The organism is Bradyrhizobium sp. JYMT SZCCT0180 (assembly GCF_018130165.1).
Taxonomy (GTDB): Bacteria; Pseudomonadota; Alphaproteobacteria; order Rhizobiales; family Xanthobacteraceae; genus Bradyrhizobium.
Map to the genome: position 1 here is coordinate 84553 of NZ_JAFCLZ010000015.1, position 18249 is coordinate 102801.

An 18249-nucleotide genomic window follows, 5' to 3' on the forward strand; every position below is an offset into this window, starting at 1 on the left:
GATCGGCACGCGAGGAGAAGACGATGAACCAAGAAATTATGAATCTCTTCAATCCGACGACGCCGGCTCAGGTCTTCGACCAGATCCGGATTTCGATTGCGTCTCCGGAGAAGATTCTGTCGTGGTCGTATGGCGAAATCAAGAAGCCGGAGACCATCAACTACCGTACCTTCAAGCCCGAGCGCGACGGCCTGTTCTGCGCCCGCATCTTCGGGCCGATCAAGGACTACGAGTGCTTGTGCGGCAAGTACAAGCGGATGAAGTACAAGGGCATCATCTGCGAAAAGTGCTCGGTCGAAGTGACGCTCTCCCGCGTCCGTCGCGAGCGCATGGGCCATATCGAACTGGCAGCGCCGGTTGCGCACATCTGGTTCCTGAAGTCGCTGCCGTCCCGTATCGGCCTTCTGCTCGACATGACACTGAAGGATCTCGAGCGGATTCTGTACTTCGAATATTACGTCGTGCTGGAGCCGGGCCTGACCGCGCTCAAGGACCGTCAGCTCTTGTCGGAAGACGAGTATCTGAAGGCGCAGGACGAATACGGCCAGGACAGCTTCACCGCCATGATCGGCGCCGAAGCGATCCGCGAGCTGCTCAAGGGTCTCGAGCTCGAAAAGCTCGAGCAGTCCCTGCGCGCCGAGATGCAGGAAACTGAATCCGACATCAAGCACAAGAAGCTCGCCAAGCGCCTCAAGATCGTCGAAGCGTTCCGCTATTCCGGCAACAAGCCGGAGTGGATGATCCTGACCGTGGTGCCGGTGATTCCGCCGGACCTGCGTCCGCTGGTGCCGCTCGACGGCGGCCGCTTTGCGACCTCGGATCTCAACGACCTCTATCGCCGCGTCATCAACCGCAACAACCGCCTGAAGCGGCTGATGGAGCTGCGCGCGCCCGACATCATCATCCGCAACGAAAAGCGCATGCTGCAGGAGGCCGTCGACGCTCTGTTCGACAACGGCCGCCGCGGCCGCGTCATCACCGGCGCCAACAAGAGGCCTTTGAAGTCGCTGGCCGACATGCTCAAGGGCAAGCAGGGCCGCTTCCGGCAGAACCTGCTCGGCAAGCGCGTCGACTATTCCGGCCGTTCGGTGATCGTGGTCGGTCCCGAACTGCGGCTGCATCAGTGCGGCCTGCCGAAGAAGATGGCGCTCGAACTGTTCAAGCCGTTCATCTACTCGCGGCTCGACGCCAAGGGTCTGTCCACCACGGTGAAGCAGGCGAAGAAGCTCGTCGAAAAAGAGCGTCCCGAGGTCTGGGACATTCTCGACGAGGTCATCCGCGAGCATCCGGTGCTGCTGAACCGCGCGCCGACGCTGCATCGCCTCGGCATTCAGGCGTTCGAACCCGTCCTGATCGAGGGCAAGGCGATCCAGCTGCATCCCCTGGTCTGCGCCGCGTTCAACGCCGACTTCGACGGCGACCAGATGGCCGTGCACGTTCCGCTGTCGCTTGAAGCGCAGCTGGAAGCGCGCGTCCTGATGATGTCGACCAACAACATCCTGCATCCGGCGAACGGCCAGCCGATCATCGTGCCGTCGCAGGACATCGTGCTCGGCCTCTATTACGTGTCGATCATGCGCGAAGGCCTGCCCGGCGAGGGCAAGATCTTCGGCGAGATGGCCGAACTCGAGCACGCCCTGCATTCGAAGGTCATCCACCTCCACACCAAGATCAAGTACCGGTGGGAAGGCATCGACGAGACCGGCAAGGTGTCCAAGCGCTGGATCGAAACCACCGCGGGCCGCGTCATGCTCGGCAATTTGCTGCCGAGCTCGGCGAAGATTTCGTACGACATCATCAACAAGCTGATGACCAAGCGCGAAATCTCCGGCGTCATCGACCAGGTCTACCGCCACTGCGGTCAGAAGGAGACGGTGATCTTCTGCGACCGCATCATGGCGCTCGGCTTCTACAACGCGTTCAAGGCCGGCATTTCGTTCGGCAAGGACGACATGGTTGTCCCGCACTCCAAGTGGAAGATCGTCGACACCACCCGTACGCTGGCGAAGGATTTCGAGCAGCAGTACAATGACGGCCTGATCACCCATGGCGAGAAGTACAACAAGGTGGTCGACGCATGGTCGAAGGCGACCGAAGAAATCGCCAAGGAGATGATGAAGGAAATCTCCTCGACCAAGAAGAACGCCAAGGGCGCCGACGCCGACATCAACTCGATCTACATGATGGCGCATTCGGGCGCGCGCGGTTCGCCGGCCCAGATGCGTCAGCTCGCCGGTATGCGCGGCCTGATGGCCAAGCCGTCGGGTGAGATCATCGAAACGCCGATCATTTCCAACTTCAAGGAAGGTCTGTCGGTGCTCGAATACTTCAACTCGACCCACGGCGCCCGCAAGGGTCTCGCGGACACCGCGTTGAAGACCGCGAACTCGGGCTACCTGACGCGCCGTCTGGTCGACGTGGCTCAGGACTGCATCATCACGCAGGACGATTGCGGCACCAAGCTCGGCATCAAGATGCGCGCCATCGTCGATGCCGGTACGGTCGTTGCCTCGCTGGCGTCCCGCATTCTCGGCCGCACCGCGGGCGAGGATCTGCGCGATGCTGCGACCAACAAGGTCGTGGTCAAGCGCGGCACGCTGATGGAAGAAATGCATGTCGACGCCATCCAGCAGGCCGGCATCCAGGAAGTGAAGATCCGCTCGGCCCTGACCTGCGAACTGGTCAACGGCATCTGCGGCAAGTGCTACGGCCGCGATCTGGCCCGCGGCACGCCGGTCAACCACGGTGAAGCGGTCGGCGTCATCGCGGCGCAGTCGATCGGTGAACCCGGCACCCAGCTGACGATGCGTACGTTCCACATCGGCGGCGCGGCGCAGATCAACGAGCAGTCGTTCATCGAGTCGAACTTCGACGGCAAGGTGATCATCAAGAACAAGGCCATCGCCAGAAACAGCGAAGGCCATCTGGTCGCGATGGTCCGTAACATGGTGTTTGCCATCACCGATGCCGACGGCACCGAGCGGGCGACCCACCGCATTCAGTACGGTGCGCGCGTGCACGTCGATGAAGGCGACATGGTCAAGCGCGGCCAGCGCATCGCCGAATGGGATCCGTACAGCCGTCCGGTTCTGACCGAAGTCGAGGGCACCATCGGGTTCGAGGATCTGGTCGAAGGCCAGTCGATCTCGGAAACGCTCGACGAGTCCACCGGTATCGCCAAGCGCGTCGTCATCGACTGGCGCGCCTCGCGGGGCGGCGGCGATCTGCGTCCGGCCATCGTGGTCAAGGGCAAGGACGGCAAGGTGCTGAAGCTCGCACGTGGCGGCGATGCCCGCTACATGCTGTCGGTCGACGCCATTCTGTCGGTCGACACCGGCGCAAAGGTGAAGGCCGGCGACATCCTGGCGCGCGTCTCGACCGAGAGCGCCAAGACCCGCGACATCACGGGCGGTTTGCCGCGCGTGGCCGAACTGTTCGAGGCTCGCAAGCCAAAGGATGCGGCGATCATCGCGGAAATCGCGGGCACGATCCGCTTCGGCCGCGACTACAAGAACAAGCGCCGCATCTCGATCGAGCCGATGGACAAGACCGAGGAGACCAGGGAGTACCTGATCCCGAAGGGCAAGCACATCCATCTGCAGGATGGCGATATCGTCGAAAAGGGCGATTTCATCGTCGAAGGCAATCCGGCACCGCACGACATCCTGGCGATCAAGGGCATCGAGGAACTCGCCGCCTATCTGGTCAACGAAATCCAGGAGGTCTACCGGCTGCAGGGCGTGCTCATCAACGACAAGCACATCGAGGTGATTGTCCGTCAGATGCTGCAGAAGGTCGAGATCACCGACCAGGGCGACACCGACATGATCTCGGGCGAGCAGGTCGACAAGATCGAGTTCGACGTGATCAACGCCAAGGCCAAGGAAGAGGGCAAGAAGATCGCCACGGGAACGCCGGTTCTGCTCGGCATCACCAAGGCGAGCCTGCAGACCCGCTCGTTCTTCTCGGCGGCCTCGTTCCAGGAGACCACCCGCGTGCTCACCGAAGCCGCCGTCAACGGCAAGGTGGACCCGCTGGAAGGCCTCAAGGAGAACGTCATTGTCGGCCGGCTGATCCCGGCGGGCACCGGCGCCTCGATGGCCAAGATCCGCGAAGTCGCGGTCAAGCGCGACAAGCTGATTCTCGACGAGCGCGAGAAGCAGGCCGCGATCGTGCCGACCGCTCCGGAAGCGGAACCGCTGGCGCTGCCGCCCGCGGAATAGGGCTTCCGCACGAATACGCTGTAAGAGAAAAGGCCGGCGCAAGCCGGCCTTTTTGCTGCGGCATTGGCGTTCACGTGTCGCTGTGACACCGCCCGGTTCCTTCAAACGGGAGAGGGGAAGCTGGCTGTCCTTTTGTCGACGGGCGTGTCCTGGTGCTTCACCCACAAAGCGGAGGCGTGCTATCAAGAGGTGAATCGTATCCGGGCAACCATTTTCACGGGTTTCCATGAGCGAAATGGATCATTCAGAACGTTTGATCGACCGCATTTACGAGGCGGGGCTCATTCCATCGCTTTGGCCGGCTGTGCTTGGCGAGCTCGGTGCGGCGACCAGCGGTAGCGGTGGGTTTATGTTCGCCGTGCGGGACGGATACGTCAGCGCGGTCAACTCAGTCGAATATGACGAGACCATGCCGCTCTTTCTGAGAGACGGATGGAGTGAACGCGATCCGAATCTGCCGCGCGCCATCGCGCTGAATCACGCGGGCTTCCTCACGGACGGCGATCTTCTCTCGGAAGAGGAGATTGCAACCAACGACGTCTATTGCAATTTTTATCGCAAATACGGCCTCGGCTACCGGGCCGGCACGATCATCCCGATACCGAGCGGCGACTCGATCGCAATCGTCGTGCCGCGGCACCAGGATCTTGGTCCGGTGCCGCGCGAGATCGTCACCTTCCTGGATGGACTGCGGCCGCATCTGGCGCGGGCATCGCTTGCGGCAAACCGCCTTGGCTTCGAGCGCGCACGCGCCCAGGCGGACGCGTTGCAGTCGCTGGGCCTGCCCGGCGCGGTGCTGCGTGCGCGCGGCCAGGTGTTTGCGGCCAACGGCCTGTTCGAAGCCTTGATGCCTTCGCTGTTTGAAGACCGCGCCGAGCGCGTGACAATGACGGATGTGACGGCGGATGCGCTGCTGGCCGAAGCGCTCGCCGCGCGGCCTCCTGGGGATGGCCGGATCATCAAGTCGATACCGGTTGCGGCGACGGCCAATTATCTGCCGATGGTACTGCACGTCATTCCCGTCCGCGGGGCCGCGCGCGACATCTTCACACAAGCGAGCGTGCTGCTTGTGGTGACGCCGGTCGATCGCGCCGCGGTGCCGTCCGCCGAGGTCCTGCAAGGCCTGTTCGACCTGACGCCGGCGGAAGCGCGTGTGGCGCGCGGCATCAGCGAGGCCCGCACGATCGAGGTACTCGCAGGGACGCTTGGTGTCAGCCGCGAAACGGTGCGCACTCAGCTCAAGTCGGTGCTCGCGAAAACCGGCCTTTCGCGGCAGCAGGAACTGATCAGTCTGCTCGCTGGCAAGGCGTTCCCGAAATAACGAAACGTCTGCGGGAATCCGATGGCGTACTCCACGTCTGCGGGAATGAGGTCGGCGTTCCGCTTGCCGCTACCGTGGCTTTCACACACGGCGACTCCCGATCAACCGCCGGCGCCGAAACCCCCGTAAGAGTACGGATTCGGATGAAAAAGCGCGGTTATGACGGGCTCCATGGCGCTTTCCCGCATTGCCGCGATGCGCGGACCTGCTTTGTTCATCTTCCCTTCAGGGTGAAAAGCGCTTTTGCTAAGGAGACTTAAACCGGCTGCACTTTGGGGGCAGGCGGGAACTTGCGGAAAACACATGCTCGATCTTGCAATCGTAGGCGGCGGCCCCGGGGGGCTGATGAGCGCCTGGTATCTGAAAAAGAAGCTCGGCGACCTCTGCCGCATCACGATCTACGAGGCATCCGACCGGGTCGGCGGCAAGATCGTCACGCGCAAATTCGATTCGGCGCCGGCGATGTACGAGGCCGGCGTTGCCGAGATCTATGATTACTCGATGACCGGACCCGATCCGCTGCGCGAGCTGATCCAGCATTTCGGCCTGCAGACGATTCCGATGGACGCCGAGCAGGTGCAGTTCGACGGCGAACTCCTCAACGACGTGCCGGGCATGCGCCGCAAATATGGTGCAAAGACCGCGGCCGCGATCGAGGGCTTTCGCAAGCGCTGCAGCGATATGGTGTCGCCGATCGAATATTACGAAGGCGTCGGCGCCCACGACAACGAGCATCCGTGGGCCTACATGACGGCCGAGGAACTGCTCGAAAAGTTCGTCGACGACGATACCGCCAAGCGCTTCTTCAAGGTGATGGCCCGCTCCGACATCGCGACCGAGCCGCACAACACCAACGGGCTCAACGCGCTGAAGAACTTCGTGATGGATGTCGACGGCTATATCGGGCTGTATTCGATCCAGAACGGCAACGAACAACTGGTCGATTGCCTGCGCAGCGAAGTCACGGCCGATATCCAGCTCAATCACCGGGTGCTCCAGGTCGGCAAGACGTCTTCCGGCCGCTATCAGCTCAACATGATGAACGGCAAGGGACCGGAGACGCGGGACTTCGATCTCGTGGTGATGTGCCTGCCGCATTCCTGGCTCGGCACGATGCGCTGGAACGGCGAAGAGCTGCGCAAGTCGATGGTCAAGCACGTCGCCTATTTCGACCGGCCCGCGCATTATCTGCGGGTCTCGATCCTGTTCGACGAACCGTTCTGGGGCGAGAAGATCCCCGGCGCCTGGTTCATGTCGGAGGCATTCGGTGGCTGCTGCGTCTACAACGAGGGCGCGCGCCATGACGTCGGCAAGCACGGCGTCCTGAACTGGCTGATTGCGGGTTCCGATGCGCTGGCGTTTGCCAATCTCAGCGATCAGGAACTGATCGACGCCGCGCTGAAGTCGCTGCCGGCGTCGCTCGGCAACGCCCGCGACTATTTCAAGGAAGGCAAGATCCATCGCTGGCTGTCGTCGGTGAACGCGCTGCCGGGCGGCTTGCCGGTGCGCGACGTCATGACCAACCACCGGCCCGAGCCGAAGGAACATCCGGGGATCGTCGTGGTCGGCGACTATCTGTTCGACTCCACGCTCAACGGACTGCTCGACTCCTCCGACGCCGCCACCGACATCATCGTCTCCGAGATGATGCGGCTGCGCCGCGCACGCGCGCAGGCGGGCGGACAGCTCTCCGACAAGATCGACCGCGATTATTTCCAGAATTATCGCGGGCTTGGCCCGTACAACGAGGTCTGGAGCCAGTTTACCGACCCGGCCTATCTGACCGACCTGATCAAGATCGTCTGGAACCGGGCGAGGGGCTACAAGCTCCTGATCGCGGGCTCCGCCAGCGGCGAACTGGTCGGCGCGCTGCGCGAGCGCGGCATCGACGCCTGGGGCATCGAAAACAACCGGGCCATCCATGCCCGGACGCCAAAGGCGCTGAAGAAATTCAACAAGCTCGGCTCGATCGTCGATATGCCGTTCAAGGACGGCGAATTCGATTTCGTGTTCGAGACCAGCCTGTGTCACGTCGCGGAGAAGCAGGTGCCGCGCGCGGTGCGCGAACTGAACCGGGTGATCAAGACCGGACTGCTGTTCGGCTCCGTCACGTCGGACACGCCGCCGGCGCTGATCGACCGCTACGATCTGCTGCGCGGGGTGAAGAAGCTCGGCACCTGGTGGGAATGGTCGGAGTTGTTCTTCGGCAACGGATTCGACCTCTCGATGCATCGCCGTGACGTCACCGATGCATTGTGGGCGGCGACGCTTGCCGTCAACAAGGGGCCGGGGCAGTGGTACGCCGACTCCGACAGCCTGCGCTATTCGTTCTTCGACAAGGTGGAGTCCGACGACTGATCGGCGGCCGCCGGTACTCGGATTGTTTGGCAATTGTTTTGCCGAATTCATCCTGATCGCATAGGATCGGCGCGGTAGCGTCCACCGCTATCGCGTTTCGATTTGCGGTCATGCCGGCCGTGCAGCATCGGTTGGTTTTATGGCGCCAAAGCCTCCTTCTCCGGATGATCAGAATCCCGCGCCAGCGGACGATCCTGAGCTTGCGAAGAGGCTCGCGCTCGAGGCTGTCGCCACTGGCAAGCCGGCCGGCGTGCCCGCCGCCGATGACGGCAAAGACAAAAAGGCCAAGAAGGACGAGGACGAGGACGACGACGAGGTGGAGCTTGACGACGATGATGACGAGGACCTCGTCGTCTTCACCGCGAAGGAAGCCGCCGGCGCGATGGCGACGGTCTACGGTTTCGTCAAGCCGTATCTTGGCAATTACAGGAAGCCATTGGCGATCGTCACCTTCGGCGTGCTGGTCGAGACGCTGTTCAACGTCATCATGCCGCTCAGCCTGAAGTTCCTGATCGACGACGCGCTCGGCGAAGAGGATTTCCAGGCGCTGTACAAGATCCTCGGCGTGCTCGCGGTCGCCGGCATCATCACCTCGATCGTCGCGATCTGGTATGAGCGCTGGGATGCGCGGCTGGCAGCCGGCATCATATCCGATGTCCGGACGCGGTTGTTCGAGCATGTCCAGAGCTTGCCGGCGGGCTATTTCGCCCGCACCAAGCGTGGCGAAATTCTCTCGCGCTTCTCGATCGATCTCTCGGCGTTCGAGGGGGCTGTCAAGACCTTTGCCAACAGCGCGGCGCTGCCCTTCCTGGAGCTGATCGCCGGCATCATCCTGATGCTGTTCCTGAACTGGCAGCTCGCGGCCGTCGCGCTTCTGGTGTTTCCGATCACACTGATCGGCCCGCGGATTCTGACGCCAAAGGCGGTGCAGGCCAATTACGAGCAGAAGCTGAACGAATCGGCGCTGCTCGGCACGGTGCAGGAAAACGTCGCGGCCCAGGCGGTGGTGAAAGCGTTCAGCCTGCAGCGCCGCGCGTTCGGCTGGTTCTCCCTGCGCAACCAGGATGTGCGCATCAAGACCGCGTCCGCGGTGTTCCTGTCGACCATGGTGGAACGCACCGTCACCATCTCGGTGCTGTTGCTGCATCTCGTGGTGCTCGCGATCGGCGCCTATCTCGCCACCACGGGCCAGATCACCATCGGCACCTTCGTGACCTTCGAGAGCGCGTTCTGGGAGGTGTCCTACAACATCGCCCATCTGATGCATTTCATTCCGGTGTCGATCCAGGCGGCCGCATCGGTGCGGCATATGCAGGAACTGCTGGACGAGCCGACCCGCGGCGCCGACCGCCCCGGCGCGCCCGATCTGCCGCGCATCACCAACGACATCACCTTCGATCGCGTGACCTTCCAATACGAGGGCAGCGAGACCCCGGTGCTCGACAATCTCAGCCTCAAGCTCAATGCCGGCAAGCGCATTGCCATTGTCGGACCCAGCGGCTCCGGCAAGAGCACGCTGCTCAACCTGGTCCTGCGGCTCTACCAGCCCGACGAGGGGCGCCTGACCATCGACGGCGTCGACGTCCGCCGCGTCACCCTGGAATCGCTGCGCGGGAGCATGGCGGTCGTGTTCCAGGAGAACATGCTGTTCAACATGTCGATCCGCGAAAACATCCGGCTCGGCAAGGAAGGCGCGAGCGACGAAGAGGTCGAGGAGGCCGCCAAGAAGGCCGAGATCCACCAGTACATCATGAGCCTGCCGCAGAAGTACGACACGCCGGTCGGCGAACGCGGCGACACGTTGTCGGGCGGCCAGCGTCAGCGCATCGCGATCGCGCGCGCCGTCATCCGCAACCCGTCCGTCCTGCTGCTGGACGAAGCAACGTCCGCGCTCGACCAGACCACGGAAGCTGCGATCAATCGCACGCTGCTGAAGGTCGCGGAGGGACGCACCATGATCTGGTCGACGCACCGCCTGACGTCGGTGGTCGAGATGGACGAGATCATCGTGATTTCAAACGGCAAGGCGATCGAGCGCGGCTCGCACGCGGAGCTGCTTGCCCGCAATGGCGCCTACCGCAAGCTCTGGGACGACCAGGGCCACAGGCCGCACAATGCGGCCGGTCAGGCCGACGACGACAATGAAGACGACGATGATGATGAGGACGAGGACGACGAGGAGGAGTGAGCGTGGGTTTTTGCTTCCGCGCTGATTGCCTTGCGTAGCCGTCGCAAATTGCCTTCGCCAAACCACGCCAGGAACCGCGCCAGGCGTTGTGCGCGCCAGTAGATGCCGCGGTCCAGCGTGACCTTGCGGAAGCTGAAGGCCTTCGCCATCGACCAGGCGTCGCAGGCCTGCTTGACCGGATCTTCGTAATACGACGCGATCTTGGCCTCGTTCATGCCCTCGGTCGCCAGCCAGGCGGGAATATGGACGTTGCAGAGCTGGGTGACGTCAGTGAGTACCTTGTCGGTGCCGGTGCCCGTGACGGGGCAGGTGGTCGCGAAGGCGTCGCCGACCAGGACGATGCCGGGCTGCCGATAGCCTGTGCTGACGTGGAGATCCGCCGGCCTGATCTTGACGTCGCCTGACACGGTATACTCGCCGGTGATGCGGCGCAGCCGCGGCAGCGCGGCATTCAAGGTCTCGACCGGCCTTTGCCGCATCTCGCGCAGCCAGGGATCGTCGGCCTCGCGATAGGCGAACAGATTGGCCCGCATTTTGGTGCCGACCGGAAACAGCGTCAGATAGGGGATACGGCCGCTCGGCCGTTCCGAGAAATACGTCAGCGCGGGAAATTCGAAAGCGGCGCGACCGGCGGGCGCAAGGTCGAATCCGATCGAGATCGAGTGACACGCGCTGATGATCTGGCGTTCGATGCCGAGATTGCGGCGGAGCCCGATGTTCAACCCATTGGCCAGCACCACCAGCCGCGCCGAGATCGATTCGCCGTTCGAGAGTGTGAGCTTCTGGCGATCGTCGCTGGTCGAGACATCCGTGACCTTGGCGTAGACCAGTTCGGCAGGTTTGGGGATTTCGGCCCGAATCGCCATGATCAGCGCGTCATACATGATGCCGAACTGCTGGCTGGGCCGCTTGTCGAGCAGATATCCGGCCCGCGCGATCCAGTTTTCGCCGTCATGGGTGGTCGCACGCAGCAGCGAATCGGCGAATCCCGTCTTCTGCAAAAGGTCGACCTGGGTGCCTCCGCTCAGCTTTTCGACGCGAAAATCGAACGGATAATTTTCATGCGGGTCGATCAGGAGCGTCGGAATCCCGGCGCGTCCGAGCATCGCGGCCGCGGTCGAGCCGGCGAGGCCGCCCCCGATAATTGCAATGTCGGTGTACTGCATAGGAAATTCCGGCCTTGAAGGGCTAGTTTTGCGCCGGGAAAGGCAAATAAAGGCTTAGCTTGGCAATCCGCTTTGGACGGAAACCCGGGCAATTATGTTTCTGGATATATTTACCCGGGTAAAATAGGCGAGAATCGCTGGTGCCGTCCGATTCGAAGAAGCGGGGAGTGCCGCCAATTTTCGGTGCGCACCGATTCACGCGAAGCTCTGAATCTGCAGGTGCCATAGGCGTTTCCTGCGTTGTCGTTTCGCTTGACTTAGCTACCCACGGCTTATAGAAGACCCCCACTTCACGACAGGCGGTGAGCGTCGCCAGCGTCGGAACGGAACACCCTTCAAATCCTTATGGACCCAAATCCTTCTGGACTGAGACGGGCACCAACCTCGACGAATGCCGCTCAAACGCTGTCGATCATATAGCTAGGCAATGCCAGTGCGATTTTAGTTCTCTTGAGCACGTTCTCTTGAGAGTGAACTCGGATGCATGACCTCGGTAGCAGGCCGAACAGCGAACGCTGATCGGTCTTCAGTCGCGGTCCTCTGTGGCGTCGAAGCGCTTTCCGCTCAGCAATGAGTGGTTGGCGCGATTTCGTTTTGCGTGGGTGTTTTTCCGTGCAAGGCGGCCGAACGGGGCGGCTAGTCCCGAGAAGAATTTGCGAAGCCATCTCCGGTTTCGCGCGAACTAAAGGGTGAAGGCTGACATGCCGACGATCAACCAGCTGATCGCAAAACCGCGTACCGTGCAGAAGTCGCGCAAGAAGGTGCCGGCGCTGCAGCAGTCCCCGCAGAAGCGCGGCGTTTGCACGCGCGTCTATACCACGACCCCGAAGAAGCCGAACTCGGCGCTTCGTAAGGTTGCCAAGGTGCGCCTGACCAACGGCTTCGAAGTGATCGGCTACATCCCCGGTGAAGGCCATAACCTTCAGGAGCATTCGGTGGTCATGATCCGCGGCGGCCGCGTCAAGGATTTGCCCGGCGTGCGCTACCACATTCTCCGCGGCGTCCTCGATACCCAGGGCGTCAAGAACCGTAAGCAGCGTCGTTCGAAGTACGGCGCGAAGCGTCCGAAGTAAGCGGGAACAGCCAAGATGTCTCGTCGCCATTCAGCTGAAAAGCGTGAAGTGAACCCGGATCCGAAGTTCGGGAACATCATCATTACGAAGTTCATGAATTCGATCATGTACGACGGCAAGAAGTCTGCCGCCGAGAGCATCGTCTACGGCGCGCTCGCCATGATCGAGGCCAAGACCAAGCAGGGTCCGCTGCCGGTGTTCGAGCAGGCGTTGGAAAACGTCATGCCGACCATCGAAGTGCGTTCGCGCCGCGTCGGCGGCGCTACCTACCAGGTGCCGGTTGAAGTGCGTTCCGTCCGCCGTCAGGCGCTCGGCATTCGCTGGATCATCACCGCGGCGCGCGATCGCAACGAGAAGACCATGACGGAGCGGCTCTCGGCCGAGTTGCTCGACGCGTCGAACAACCGGGGGAACGCCGTCAAGAAGCGTGAAGACGTGCACCGGATGGCTGAAGCCAACCGCGCCTTCTCGCACTATCGCTGGTAACGGCGAAACACGGATTTTAAGGAACAACCCATGCCCCGCGTTCATGCCATAGAGAACTACCGCAACTTCGGTATCATGGCGCATATCGATGCCGGCAAGACCACGACCACCGAGCGCATCCTTTATTACACCGGCAAGAGCCACAAGATCGGCGAAGTGCACGAAGGTGCCGCGACGATGGACTGGATGGAGCAGGAGCAGGAGCGCGGCATTACGATTACGTCGGCTGCGACCACCGCGTTCTGGGAAGGCAAGCGCCTCAACATCATCGACACTCCCGGCCACGTCGACTTCACCATTGAAGTCGAGCGCTCGCTGCGCGTGCTCGACGGCGCGGTATGCGTGCTCGACTCGAACCAGGGCGTTGAACCCCAGACCGAAACCGTCTGGCGTCAGGGCGACAAGTACCGCGTTCCGCGTATCGTCTTCGCCAACAAGATGGATAAGACCGGCGCCGACTTCTACAAATGCATGCAGGATATTGTCGATCGCCTCGGCGCCAAGCCGATTGCGATCCAGCTTCCGATCGGCTCCGAAAACAACTTCAAGGGCCTGATCGATCTCGTCCGCATGAAGGGCGTGGTCTGGGAAGAAGAGAAGCTCGACGCCAAATTCGTCGACATCGATATTCCCGAAGACATGGTCGAGAAGGCCAATGAATATCGCGAGAAGCTGCTGGAAGCCGCCGTCGAACTCGACGACGACGTTCTTGCTGCTTATCTTGATGGCAAGGAGCCCGATGTCGCAACCTTGAAGCGCATGATCCGCAAGGCCGTGCTGACCGGCGCGTTCTTCCCGGTGCTCTGCGGTTCGGCGTTCAAGAACAAGGGCGTGCAGCCGCTGCTCGACGCGGTCGTGGACTATCTGCCGTCGCCGGTCGACGTGCCCGCCATCAAGGGCATCGATGACGACGGCAACGAAGTCACCCGCAAGGCCGACGACAAGGAGCCGCTGGCTCTGCTCGCGTTCAAGATCATGGACGACCCGTTCGTCGGCACTATCACCTTCTGCCGCATCTATTCGGGTGTGCTGATGAGCGGTACCGGCGTGGTCAACTCGACCCGCGAGAAGAAAGAACGTATCGGCCGCATGCTTTTGATGCATGCGAACAACCGCGAAGACATCAAGGAAGCTTATGCCGGCGACATCGTTGCTTTGGCGGGCCTGAAGGAAGCGCGCACCGGTGACACGCTGTGCGATCCCGACAAGCAGGTGATCCTGGAAAAGATGGAATTCCCGGAGCCGGTGATCGAAATCGCGATCGAGCCGAAGTCGAAGGCCGACCAGGAAAAGCTCGGCGTCGCGCTTGCGAAGCTCGCTGCGGAAGATCCGTCGTTCCGCGTGTCGACCGACCAGGAGTCCGGCCAGACCATCCTCAAGGGCATGGGCGAACTCCATCTCGACATCAAGGTCGACATCCTGCGCCGTACCTACAAGGTCGATGCGAACATTGGCGCGCCGCAGGTGGCGTTCCGTGAGCGCGTCACCAAAAAGGCCGAGGTCAAGTACACGCACAAGAAGCAGACCGGCGGTACCGGTCAGTTCGCCGAAGTGTCGATCGTGGTCGAGCCGAACGAGCCCGGCAAGGGCTACGAGTTCGAGTCCAAGGTTGTTGGCGGTTCGGTGCCGAAGGAATACATCCCCGGCGTCGAAAAGGGCCTCAACAGCGTGATGGGCTCGGGTGTCGTCGCCGGCTTCCCGGTGGTCGACGTCAAGGTGACGCTGGTCGACGGCAAGTATCACGACGTCGACTCGTCGGCGCTGGCCTTCGAAATCGCATCGCGCGCGGCATTCCGCGAAGCGCTGCAGAAGGGCAAGTCCGTCCTGCTCGAGCCGATCATGAAGGTCGAAGTGGTGACCCCGGAAGACTACACCGGTTCGGTCATCGGCGACCTGAATTCGCGGCGCGGCCAGATCCAGGGTCAAGACATGCGCGGCAACGCCAACGTCATCAACGCGATGGTGCCGCTCATGAACATGTTCGGGTACGTGAATAACCTGCGCTCGATGAGCCAGGGACGCGCGACCTTTACGATGCAATTCGATCACTACGCGGAAGCCCCCGCGAACGTGTCCGCAGAAGTCCAGAAGAAGTTTGCCTGATTGTCGTTGGCGGCAGTCAACGATTAAACGGAGAGTCAAATGGCCAAAGCAAAATTTGAACGTAACAAACCGCACTGCAATATCGGAACCATCGGTCACGTCGACCATGGCAAGACTTCGCTGACCGCAGCGATCACCAAGGTGCTGGCTGAAACCGGCGGTGCGACGTTCACGGCGTACGACCAGATCGACAAGGCGCCCGAAGAAAAGGCGCGCGGCATCACGATCTCGACCGCTCACGTCGAATACGAGACCGCCAACCGGCACTACGCCCACGTCGACTGCCCGGGCCACGCCGACTACGTCAAGAACATGATCACCGGTGCGGCGCAGATGGACGGCGCGATCCTGGTGGTGTCGGCCGCAGACGGCCCGATGCCGCAGACCCGCGAGCACATTCTGCTTGCCCGTCAGGTCGGCGTTCCCGCGCTCGTCGTGTTCCTGAACAAGTGCGACATGGTCGACGATCCGGAACTGCTCGAACTGGTCGAGATGGAAGTTCGCGAACTGCTCTCGAAGTACGAGTTCCCGGGCGACACCATCCCGATCATCAAGGGTTCGGCTCTCGCCGCCCTCGAAGACAAGGACAAGAAGCTCGGCCACGATGCGGTTCTCGAGCTGATGAAGGCTGTCGACGAAAGCATCCCGCAGCCGGCGCGTCCGATCGACCAGCCGTTCCTGATGCCGGTCGAAGACGTGTTCTCGATCTCGGGCCGCGGCACCGTGGTGACCGGCCGTGTCGAACGTGGCATCGTCAAGGTTGGCGAGGAAATCGAAATCGTCGGTCTGCGCGATACTCAGAAGACCATCGTCACCGGCGTCGAAATGTTCCGCAAGCTGCTCGATCAGGGCCAGGCCGGCGACAACATCGGTGCGCTGCTGCGCGGTACCAAGCGCGAGGAAGTCGAGCGTGGCCAGGTGCTGTGCAAGCCGGGTTCGGTCAAGCCGCACACCAAGTTCAAGGCTGAGGCTTACATCCTGACCAAGGAGGAGGGCGGTCGTCACACCCCGTTCTTCACCAACTACCGGCCGCAGTTCTACTTCCGCACGACCGACGTGACCGGCGTCGTGCATCTGCCCGAAGGCACCGAAATGGTGATGCCGGGCGACAACATCGCGATGGAAGTGCACCTGATCGTGCCGATCGCGATGGAAGAGAAGCTCCGCTTCGCGATCCGCGAAGGTGGCCGCACTGTCGGCTCGGGTGTCGTCTCCGCCATCATTGAGTAAGCGAACAGGAATTGGCGAGTGGCGGATGAAATCATCCGCTACTCGCTAGCCACCATTCGCAAATACGACGACAAAGAAAGACAGCGGCAATGAACGGCCAAAATATTCGCATCCGTCTCAAGGCGTTCGACCATCGAATTCTCGATACGTCGACCCGCGAGATCGTGAACACGGCGAAACGTACCGGTGCTCAGGTTCGCGGACCCATTCCGCTGCCCACCCGCATCGAGAAGTTTACCGTCAACCGTTCGCCGCACGTCGACAAGAAGAGCCGCGAGCAGTTCGAGATGCGCACCCACAAGCGCCTGCTCGACATTGTCGATCCGACCCCGCAGACCGTCGATGCTTTGATGAAGCTCGACCTGGCCGCCGGTGTCGACGTCGAGATCAAGCTCTAAGATTTTTTTAGATCGTCCGAAGTTAGCGGACAGAAAGAACAGGAAGCACGCCGATGCGCTCCGGAGTGATCGCACAAAAGGTCGGGATGACGCGGGTCTTTACGGAGACCGGTGAACATATCCCTGTGACCGTGCTGAAGCTGGGCAATTGCCAGGTTCTGGGCCACCGCACGACCGAGAAGAACGGTTACGTTGCGCTGCAGCTCGGTTCCGGCACCCGCAAGACCGTCTATCTGCCCAAGGCAGAGCGCGGCCAGTTTGCGGTGTCCAAGGTCGAGCCCAAGCGGAAGGTCACCGAGTTCCGCGTGTCCGAGGACGCGCTGATCCCGGTTGGCGCCGAAATTCAGGCGGACCATTTCGTGGTCGGCCAGTTCGTCGACGTCACCGGCACCTCGGTCGGTAAGGGTTTTGCCGGCGGCATGAAGCGCTGGAACTTCGGCGGTCTTCGCGCCACCCACGGCGTGTCGGTTTCGCATCGTTCGATCGGTTCGACCGGCGGACGTCAGGATCCCGGCAAGACCTTCAAGAACAAGAAGATGCCCGGTCACATGGGCGTCGATCGCATCACCACGCTCAATCTGCGCGTCGTGCAGACCGACGTCGAGCGCGGCCTGATCCTCGTCGAGGGCGCCGTTCCCGGCTCCAAGGGCGGTTGGATCTCGGTGCGTGATGCGGTGAAGAAGCCGTTGCCGAAGGAAGCTCCGAAGCCCGGCAAGTTCAGGGTTGTCGGCGGCGCCGAGCAGGCTGCTGCACCGGCCGAGCAGGAGGGCGCGTGAGATGGAACTGAAAGTCACGACCCTTGAGGGCAAGGAAGCTGGTTCGGTCCAGCTGTCCGATGAGATTTTCGGCCTGGAGCCGCGCAAGGATATCATCCAGCGCTGCGTCAACTGGCAGCTCGCCAAGCGTCAGGCCGGCACGCACAAGACGCAGGGCCGCGCCGATGTCTGGCGCACCGGCAAGAAGATGTACAAGCAGAAGGGCACCGGCGGTGCTCGTCACGGGTCGGCCCGCGTTCCGCAGTTCCGCGGCGGTGGCCGTGCGTTCGGTCCGGTGGTGCGCTCGCACGCTTTCGCCTTGCCGAAGAAGGTGCGCGCACTGGCACTTCGCCATGCGCTCTCCGCCAAGGCAAAGGACGGCGGGCTGATCGTGATCGAATCGGCGACGCTCGAGGCCGCCAAGACCAAGGCTCTGGTCGGGCATTTCTCGGGTCTCGGCCTGACCAATGCGCTGATCATCGACGGCGCCGAGGTCAACACCGGTTTCGCGACCGCGGCCCGCAACATTCCGAACATCGACGTGCTGCCGATCCAGGGCATCAACGTCTATGACATTCTGCGCCGTCACAAGCTGGTGCTGACCAAGTCGGCGGTGGATGCGTTGGAGGCGCGCTTCAAATGAAGAATATCGATCCGCGCCATTACGACGTGATCGTTGCCCCGGTGGTGACCGAAAAGGCAACGGTAGCGTCCGAGCACAACAAGGTTGTGTTCAAGGTCGCCTCCAAGGCGACCAAGCCGCAAATCAAGGAAGCCGTCGAAAAGCTGTTCGACGTCAAGGTGAAGAGCGTGAACACGCTGGTCCGCAAGGGCAAGACCAAGGTGTTCCGCGGCAATTTCGGTTCGCAGTCGGATGTGAAGCGGGCGATCGTGACCCTCGAAGAGGGCCACCGCATCGACGTCACCACCGGACTATAAGGCGTTACG

At 61.9% G+C, this 18249-nt stretch carries 13 protein-coding genes; 12 read left to right on the plus strand and 1 reads right to left on the minus strand.

Annotation, left to right across the window (positions count from 1 at the left end):
• The first annotated feature begins 23 nt into the window (after positions 1–23).
• From rpoC to JQ641_RS22325, 4 genes are all read left to right on the plus strand, one after another.
• Positions 24–4223, plus strand: coding sequence for a DNA-directed RNA polymerase subunit beta' (gene rpoC, locus JQ641_RS22310; protein ID WP_211998080.1), 4200 nt, complete (start codon positions 24–26; stop codon positions 4221–4223).
• Positions 4224–4449: 226 nt separating this feature from the next.
• On the plus strand, positions 4450–5544 hold the full coding sequence (locus tag JQ641_RS22315) for a helix-turn-helix transcriptional regulator (protein WP_211998081.1): 1095 nt from the start codon (positions 4450–4452) through the stop codon (positions 5542–5544).
• 303 nt (positions 5545–5847) lie between these two features.
• Positions 5848–7902, plus strand: a complete 2055-nt coding sequence (locus JQ641_RS22320) for an FAD-dependent oxidoreductase (protein ID WP_211998082.1) — start codon at positions 5848–5850, stop codon at positions 7900–7902.
• Between the two features lie 139 nt (positions 7903–8041).
• On the plus strand, positions 8042–10090 hold the full coding sequence (locus JQ641_RS22325) for an ABC transporter ATP-binding protein (RefSeq protein WP_211998083.1): 2049 nt from the start codon (positions 8042–8044) through the stop codon (positions 10088–10090).
• Here the strand turns inward: JQ641_RS22325 and JQ641_RS22330 are convergent.
• Positions 10027–11256 (minus strand): FAD-dependent oxidoreductase, encoded by a 1230-nt coding sequence (locus JQ641_RS22330; protein ID WP_211998084.1) that lies wholly within the window; start codon positions 11254–11256, stop codon positions 10027–10029. The genes JQ641_RS22325 and JQ641_RS22330 overlap by 64 nt on opposite strands.
• Before the next feature lie 701 nt (positions 11257–11957).
• Here JQ641_RS22330 and rpsL point away from each other — a divergent pair.
• From rpsL to JQ641_RS22370, 8 genes are all read left to right on the plus strand, one after another.
• Positions 11958–12329 carry a 30S ribosomal protein S12 gene (gene rpsL, locus JQ641_RS22335; protein WP_057849132.1) on the plus strand — a complete coding sequence of 124 codons (372 nt, stop codon included), beginning with the start codon at positions 11958–11960 and terminating at the stop codon, positions 12327–12329.
• A 15-nt stretch (positions 12330–12344) separates the two neighbouring features.
• A complete protein-coding gene (gene rpsG / locus JQ641_RS22340) occupies positions 12345–12815 on the plus strand; it encodes a 30S ribosomal protein S7 (protein ID WP_192733871.1) in 471 nt (156 codons plus the stop codon).
• A gap of 30 nt (positions 12816–12845) precedes the next feature.
• Complete coding sequence (gene fusA / locus JQ641_RS22345; RefSeq protein ID WP_211998085.1) at positions 12846–14918, plus strand: elongation factor G; 2073 nt, start codon at positions 12846–12848, stop codon at positions 14916–14918.
• Positions 14919–14957: 39 nt separating this feature from the next.
• Positions 14958–16148, plus strand: a complete 1191-nt coding sequence (tuf, locus tag JQ641_RS22350) for an elongation factor Tu (protein ID WP_192733869.1) — start codon at positions 14958–14960, stop codon at positions 16146–16148.
• Positions 16149–16237: 89 nt separating this feature from the next.
• A complete protein-coding gene (gene rpsJ / locus JQ641_RS22355; RefSeq protein WP_002712302.1) occupies positions 16238–16546 on the plus strand; it encodes a 30S ribosomal protein S10 in 309 nt (102 codons plus the stop codon).
• A gap of 53 nt (positions 16547–16599) precedes the next feature.
• A complete protein-coding gene (rplC, locus tag JQ641_RS22360) occupies positions 16600–17322 on the plus strand; it encodes a 50S ribosomal protein L3 (RefSeq protein ID WP_192733868.1) in 723 nt (240 codons plus the stop codon).
• Between the two features lies 1 nt (position 17323).
• Positions 17324–17944: a 50S ribosomal protein L4 gene (rplD, locus tag JQ641_RS22365; protein WP_192733867.1), complete on the plus strand. Its 621-nt coding sequence runs from the start codon at positions 17324–17326 to the stop codon at positions 17942–17944.
• Positions 17941–18240: a 50S ribosomal protein L23 gene (locus JQ641_RS22370; RefSeq protein WP_192733866.1), complete on the plus strand. Its 300-nt coding sequence runs from the start codon at positions 17941–17943 to the stop codon at positions 18238–18240. Before rplD ends, JQ641_RS22370 begins: the two co-directional genes overlap by 4 nt.
• Positions 18241–18249: the final 9 nt, after the last annotated feature.

Bases quoted from the DNA above. Each gene is read 5' to 3' on its own strand.
- rpoC (WP_211998080.1), top strand. From the start codon at position 24: ATGAACCAAGAAATTATGAATCTCTTCAATCCGACGACGCCGGCTCAG.
- JQ641_RS22315 (WP_211998081.1), top strand. From the start codon at position 4,450: ATGAGCGAAATGGATCATTCAGAACGTTTGATCGACCGCATTTACGAG.
- JQ641_RS22320 (WP_211998082.1), top strand. From the start codon at position 5,848: ATGCTCGATCTTGCAATCGTAGGCGGCGGCCCCGGGGGGCTGATGAGC.
- JQ641_RS22325 (WP_211998083.1), top strand. From the start codon at position 8,042: ATGGCGCCAAAGCCTCCTTCTCCGGATGATCAGAATCCCGCGCCAGCG.
- JQ641_RS22330 (WP_211998084.1), bottom strand. From the start codon at position 11,256: ATGCAGTACACCGACATTGCAATTATCGGGGGCGGCCTCGCCGGCTCG.
- rpsL (WP_057849132.1), top strand. From the start codon at position 11,958: ATGCCGACGATCAACCAGCTGATCGCAAAACCGCGTACCGTGCAGAAG.
- rpsG (WP_192733871.1), top strand. From the start codon at position 12,345: ATGTCTCGTCGCCATTCAGCTGAAAAGCGTGAAGTGAACCCGGATCCG.
- fusA (WP_211998085.1), top strand. From the start codon at position 12,846: ATGCCCCGCGTTCATGCCATAGAGAACTACCGCAACTTCGGTATCATG.
- tuf (WP_192733869.1), top strand. From the start codon at position 14,958: ATGGCCAAAGCAAAATTTGAACGTAACAAACCGCACTGCAATATCGGA.
- rpsJ (WP_002712302.1), top strand. From the start codon at position 16,238: ATGAACGGCCAAAATATTCGCATCCGTCTCAAGGCGTTCGACCATCGA.
- rplC (WP_192733868.1), top strand. From the start codon at position 16,600: ATGCGCTCCGGAGTGATCGCACAAAAGGTCGGGATGACGCGGGTCTTT.
- rplD (WP_192733867.1), top strand. From the start codon at position 17,324: ATGGAACTGAAAGTCACGACCCTTGAGGGCAAGGAAGCTGGTTCGGTC.
- JQ641_RS22370 (WP_192733866.1), top strand. From the start codon at position 17,941: ATGAAGAATATCGATCCGCGCCATTACGACGTGATCGTTGCCCCGGTG.